The sequence below is a fragment of the Extibacter sp. GGCC_0201 genome, assembly GCF_017566055.1.
GTDB lineage: Bacteria > Bacillota > Clostridia > Lachnospirales > Lachnospiraceae > Extibacter.
The window spans coordinates 24,621-30,759 of record NZ_JABFCH010000034.1 but is presented as its reverse complement, the minus strand read 5'-3'; the positions used below and the strand labels follow the sequence as shown (position 1 = coordinate 30,759).

Here is a 6,139-nt window from a genome sequence, read left to right as displayed (position 1 = left end):
ATGCAAGCCGCAATCGGCGCGCATTACGCAGGGTTAGGGATACGTGAAATAGTCGAAGCCTCGTACGCATCGGAGCAGATGCCACCCGATTCCCCGCCCGCAGCCACTTTACTTAAACTCACATTTTCTTTTCTTGTCCGATAATCCGCTGGATACTCTTCAGTGACAAGAAATATTTTGATGACAGATTCTTCATACTTTCACCGGCCAGGTAATCCGAATAGATCCGGGCATTGCGGATCCTGAGCTCGTCCCGTGTGGCCGTCCCCTCTCCCCAGTTCTTTCTATGCTCTTCAGTCTTAGGGATGTACAGGATTGTGCCATCCACATATTCTTGTACCTTCTCAAGTAATTCCGGCGGCAGAATCTGGTCAGCTTTTCTATAGCGCATCTTGCTCTCCTTTGTTTCGTATTATCAGGAAAAGCAAAGGCTATCTCACATTATTTGCGTATCAGGCAGCTGCGTCAGCCTTTGCTAAGCAGCGCGATGGATAGGATTAAGCATAAGCATACGGCCCTCCTTTATCTTTATATGACATATAGTATACCATAACCGCGCCGGCTCTGTCTTCTCATGTTTGTTTTATAAATAAAAATGAGCATCATAAACTTCCTTAATTGTTAATTTAAAAACAAAATAAAGAAAAATAGAACTTTTTTATAAAATATTGAACCTCGCCGGGAGCATCCTCTGTAATAGAATTAGACCATATAGAAGAAATCAATGAGAAAGGAGCGAGGACTTTGAATTTATTGGAAATGAAGGGAATCGAAAAGAGCTTTAACACGGTCAAGGTGCTGCACGGAGTAGATTTTATCTTGAGAAAAGGGACGGTCCACGCGCTGATGGGGGAAAATGGCGCTGGCAAGTCCACCCTGATGAAGGTCCTGGCGGGAATCCATAAATGTGACGCAGGAACCGTCACGGTAAAGGAGGAACAGGTTGACATCCAGTCTCCGAAGCATTCCCAGGCGCTCGGCATCGCTATGATTCATCAGGAGCTGTCTCCGGTTCCGGAGATGACCGTGGCCGAGAATATCTATCTTGGCAGGGAACCTGGCGGGCGGCTGTTTGTCGATTATGCAAAGATGTATAAGCAGACGGAAGAACTGCTTGAAAGCATGAAGGTACATATAAGCCCAAAAGAGAAAGTGGGCGCGCTTAAGGTGGCGGACCAGCAGCTTGTCGAGATTGCAAAGGCAATATCGCTGAACGCGGAAATTATCATTATGGATGAGCCGACATCAGCTATCACGGACAAGGAAGTCGACAACCTGTTTTCTATTATCCGTGATCTGAAGGAGCAGGGAAAAGGAATCATTTATATCTCACACAAGATGGATGAGATATTTCAGATATCAGACGACATTACGGTCCTGCGTGACGGCCAGTATGTGAATACATGGAAGGCAGAAGATATCGACAACAACATATTGATTCAGAATATGGTCGGACGTGAGCTTACAGAGATATTTCCCAAGTCGGAGGTTCCAATCTCCGATACGATACTGGAAGTCCGGAACTTTACGCTTGGAGACAAGTTCCAGGATATCAGCTTTACGGTGAAACGAGGGGAAATCTACGGAATAGCGGGTCTTGTAGGAGCGGGAAGGACAGAGCTGATGCACGCGCTGTTCGGTCTCTATAGACGGGATAAGGGAGAAGTCATATTTGACGGAAAGCCTTTGGACATCAGAAGGCCAAAAGACGCAATCCGTGAGGGAATCGCATATGTGACGGAAGACAGAAAACAGGAAGGGCTTGTTCTTGAGATGAGCGTAGGGCAGAATATATCGCTTGCGTCCATGAAGGAATTAAGCCGGGGGCTTTTCATCAATGAAAAGGAAGAGAGCACCCTCGTAAAGGAAGAGATCGAGCGGCTGCGGATCAGGCTGCACAGTCCTAAGCAGCTTGTAAAGTCGCTGTCCGGGGGCAACCAGCAGAAGGTGGTCCTCTCGAAATGGATGATTAAGAATCCGAAGCTCCTGATTCTGGATGAGCCTACAAGGGGCATAGACGTAGGAGCCAAATCGGAGATATATAAGCTGATGTGTGAATATGCTGCGAAAGGAAACGCGATTATCATGATATCTTCCGAGATGCCGGAAGTCATGGGAATGGCAGACAGAATGCTTGTGCTGAGCAACGGCAAGGTCGGCGGAGAGCTGAAGCGGAGCGAGTTTGTACAGGAAAGCATCATGAAGATGGCAGTGTCACATATATAAGGGAGGAAGAGAGAACTATGGGAAAGAGTAAAAGTAAACAATTCAACATAAAAGAATTTCTGGCAAAGTATGGTGTCATCCTCGGCCTGATTGTCATCATGATATTCTTTACCGTAATGAAAGCCAGATTCCTTACGGTCACGAACATGCTCAACATGCTGCGCCAGGCGTCTATCAACGGGCTGCTGGCACTTGGGATGACTTTTGTCGTGCTGACCGGAGGAATCGACTTATCCGTCGGGTCGGCAGTGGGGGCTGCTGGGATGTACTGTGCGCTTGTGGCCAGGACAGAGACCGGGATGCCATGGTATATAGCACTTCTTACCGGACTTGCCATCGGACTTCTCATCGGCACGGTAAATGGGGTCGTCATAGCTTACCTGAGGGTTCCTGCATTTATTGCCACGCTTGGCATGCTCAGCATAGCCAGGGGAATCACATTCATGGCCAGCGACGCCAAGCCGATTCCGGGACTGAGCAAAGAGTTCCTCGTAATCGGAGGCGGAAGTGCAGGCATCATACCAATTCCGGTATTAATATTGATTGGAGTATTGATCATATGTTATATCATACTATATAAGACCAGATATGGACGGTATGTATTTGCAACAGGAGGCAATGCAACGTCAGCGAGGGTATCCGGCATCAACATCAAGATGGTCATCTGTTCCGTATATATGATTTCCGGCCTTCTGGCCGGGCTGGCCGGGGTGATTCTGACCTCCCGTGTCACATCCGGAATCTCGCAGAATGGCGACGGATACGAAGTAGATGCTATCGCCGCCGCTGTCATAGGCGGCAACAGCCTGTCAGGAGGACGCGGACGGCTCTGGGGGACTGTGGTAGGTTTTCTGATTATGGGTGTAATGAACAATGGGCTTGATATGATGGCGGTGTCTTCATACTGGCAGCTTGTTATAAAAGGAATCATCATCATCGGCGCAGTCATGCTTGATTCTCTTAACGAGTCAAGGTAGGCGGGCGGAGCTTATGACGGGAGCGTGCAGGGTAATAAAAATGCAGAAGCATTTTTATATAAACAAAAAATAAGGAGGAAAAGAAATGAAAAAGAAGTTATTAAGCGTACTGCTGTGCCTGAGCCTGGCGGCGGGGCTCGCCGTAGGGTGTGGAGCTGCCGACAAGGAGGCCAAAAAGGAGAAGTCTGATTCAGAGGATTCCGGCAAGAAAGTGAAGATTGGAATGACGCTCTACAGCCTGAAAAATGAGTACACGGTGCGTCTGGCCAATGCCGCAGAGGACGAGGCGGAAAAGCTCGGCATTGAACTGACGGTGTACGACGGCAACTATGATGCGAGTACGCAGATAAGCCAGGTCGAGACGATGATATCAGACGGATGTGACGGCATCATATTGAATCCTCAGGATGCAGAAGCCTGTTCTCCGTGTGTAGACAAGGCGGTAGAGGCAGGGATACCGATTGTCGGAGTCAATACGCGTGTGAAGAACGACAAGCTGACAAGCTATGTAGGTTCTGAGGATGTCAAGGCCGGCGAGATGGAGACGCAGGCGCTTCTTGATAAAGTGGGAACAGACGCCAAGATAGTCATAATCGAAGGGCCGATGGGACAGTCTGCACAGATTGAACGTCGTGAAGGAATCCAGAATATTCTGGATAAGAATCCGGGCGTTGAAGTGCTGGCGGAAAAGACGGCCAACTGGTCACGCTCAGAAGCGATGACAGTGATGGAGACATGGCTGCAGGCATTTGATGAAATCGACGGAATTATCGGCGAAAATGATGAGATGGCACTTGGAGCAAGAGAGGCTGTGAAGGCAGCGAACAAAGATATCCCTGCGGTAGGCGTGGATGGTATTACGGACGCTCTTGACGCAGTAGAAAGTGGCAATATGGTCGTATCCATCTTCCAAAATGCGGACGGACAGGCAAGAAAGGCAGTCCAGGTACTGCTCGATGCGGTAAACGGCAAAGAGGTTGACGAGAACTACTGGATTGATTTTGAAGAAGTAAACAAAGACAACGTAGCAGATTTTAGGGAAAGAGCTCAATAATCGTGTATAAGCCGGGAGATCCTGAGCAGGGTTTCCCGGCATGAAAGGGTAAGGAGGATAAATCATGTTGAAGTATTACGGAGCAGATGCAGACTTTTCATTAGAGGGAAAAACGGCGGTCATTACGGGAGGCGCTGCAGGGATCGGATACGCCACGGCGCAGTTCTTTGCGAAAAAGGGCGTGAAGATATGTTTGGCTGATTTGAATCCTGATGTAGACAGCATTGCCAAGGGTCTGGATCCGAAAGCAATCGGTGTGGCAGGAGACGCTACAGATGAATCCTATAGAGAGAGGGTGCTTGAAGAGGCGGTTAAGGCGTTCGGCCAGGTCGATATACTTATAAACTGCGCGGGTATCGTGGCACTTGAGAAGGCTGAGCTTATATCTGAGGCAGACTGGGACCGCACGATGAACGTGAATCTGAAGGCATCTTTTATGATGGCACAGATGATGGGCAGATACTTTATTGATAAGGAAGTGGACGGGTGCATCGTGAACATGGCATCCCAGGCAGGAGTCATCGCGCTTGACCGGCATGTGGCCTACTGTGCGTCCAAGGGAGCGATTATAGCGATGACGAAAGTCATGGCGTATGAATGGGGCAGATACGGAATACGGGTCAACGCAGTATCCCCGACGGTTGTGCTGACGGAGCTGGGACATAAGGCGTGGGATGGTCCCGCAGGCGATGCGTTCAAAAAAGAGATGCCTTCCGAACGCTTTGCTGAGCCAGATGAGATAGCCGGTGTAATCGGCTTTTTGTGCAGCGGCGCGGCAGCCATGATTACGGGACACAATCTGCTGATTGACGGCGGATATACGATAAAATAAACAGAGCAGTGCAATTTGAAGGAGGCAGTATATGCAGAGAATATTAAATAATCCGGATGATATCGTGGACGAGATGCTCAAAGGATTCCTGAAGGCACATTCTGATATCGTGGAGGCGGCAGATAATCCGCGTGTGGTAAGAGCCAGGAACATTCCAGAAGGCAAGGTGGGTGTCGTCACAGGCGGGGGCTCAGGACATAAGCCTGCTTTTATCGGCTATGTGGGCAGAAACCTCTGTGACGCGGCGGCGGTAGGGGAGATATGCTCTTCTCCGACAGCCGCGGCATTCCTTGATGCCTGTAAGGAGGCAGACCAGGGACAGGGGGTAGCCTGCCTGTACGGCAATTATTCGGGAGATAATATGAATGTCAAGATGGCGGTAAAGATGGCAAAAAAGGCAGGGATAACCGTCAAGACGGTGGTTGCCAATGACGATGTGGCCTCCGCGCCAAAGGATCAGAGAGAAAAGAGAAGAGGCGTGGCAGGCGAAGTGCTCATGTGGAAGGTAGGCGGCGCAAAAGCAGCAAAAGGAGGCAGCCTGGATGAAGTCATAGCGGCTGCCCAGAAAGCCATTGATAACACGAGAAGCGTTGGAATCGGACTGACGCCGTGCACGCTTCCGGCAGTAGGGCATCCGAACTTTGAGATTAAGGACGGAACGATGGAGGTTGGCATCGGGCATCACGGAGAACCCGGCATAGAGGTATGCGCGCTTGAACCGGCGGCCCAGATGGCAAGACGCATGACAGATGTCGTGCTGCCCGATTATCCGTTTGCAGAAGGCGATGAAGTGGTGGTCCTTGTCTCCGGCCTCGGGGCGACGCCGGTGATGGAATTATATGTACTGTATGATGAGATTGACAGAATCTTAAGCGAGAAGGGCATCCGGACATATAAGGCATATGTAGGGAACTACTTTACATCACTTGAGATGATGGGGGCGACGCTCACTGTCATGAAACTGGATGATGAGCTGAAAGAACTGATCGACATGCCGGCCGAAAGCATGGGATTAAAACAGTTCTGATCAGACAGGAAGCTGCAAGGAGG

Annotated in this window: 6 protein-coding genes; 5 read left to right on the top strand and 1 reads right to left on the bottom strand. The window is 49.6% G+C overall.

The window, feature by feature from the left end; translation table 11 throughout:
- Positions 1-118 precede the first annotated feature (118 nt).
- On the bottom strand, positions 119-391 hold the full coding sequence (locus tag HJV72_RS17500; RefSeq protein ID WP_208072948.1) for a CD3324 family protein: 273 nt from the start codon (positions 389-391) through the stop codon (positions 119-121).
- Between the two features lie 353 nt (positions 392-744).
- Here HJV72_RS17500 and HJV72_RS17495 point away from each other — a divergent pair, with 353 nt between their 5' ends.
- The 5 genes from HJV72_RS17495 (at position 745) to HJV72_RS17475 (ending at position 6,116) form a co-directional block, all read left to right on the top strand.
- Positions 745-2,226 carry a sugar ABC transporter ATP-binding protein gene (locus tag HJV72_RS17495; RefSeq protein ID WP_330619032.1) on the top strand — a complete coding sequence of 494 codons (1,482 nt, stop codon included), beginning with the start codon at positions 745-747 and terminating at the stop codon, positions 2,224-2,226.
- A gap of 17 nt (positions 2,227-2,243) precedes the next feature.
- The gene (locus HJV72_RS17490) at positions 2,244-3,203 is read left to right on the top strand and encodes an ABC transporter permease (RefSeq protein WP_208072946.1); all 960 of its coding nucleotides are present in this window, start codon (positions 2,244-2,246) and stop codon (positions 3,201-3,203) included.
- 85 nt (positions 3,204-3,288) lie between these two features.
- The gene (locus HJV72_RS17485; protein WP_208072944.1) at positions 3,289-4,257 is read left to right on the top strand and encodes a substrate-binding domain-containing protein; all 969 of its coding nucleotides are present in this window, start codon (positions 3,289-3,291) and stop codon (positions 4,255-4,257) included.
- A gap of 64 nt (positions 4,258-4,321) precedes the next feature.
- Entirely contained in the window at positions 4,322-5,089 is a 768-nt protein-coding gene (locus HJV72_RS17480) for a GolD/DthD family dehydrogenase (RefSeq protein WP_208072942.1), read from the top strand.
- Between the two features lie 31 nt (positions 5,090-5,120).
- Positions 5,121-6,116 (top strand): dihydroxyacetone kinase subunit DhaK, encoded by a 996-nt coding sequence (locus tag HJV72_RS17475; RefSeq protein ID WP_208072940.1) that lies wholly within the window; start codon positions 5,121-5,123, stop codon positions 6,114-6,116.
- Positions 6,117-6,139: the final 23 nt, after the last annotated feature.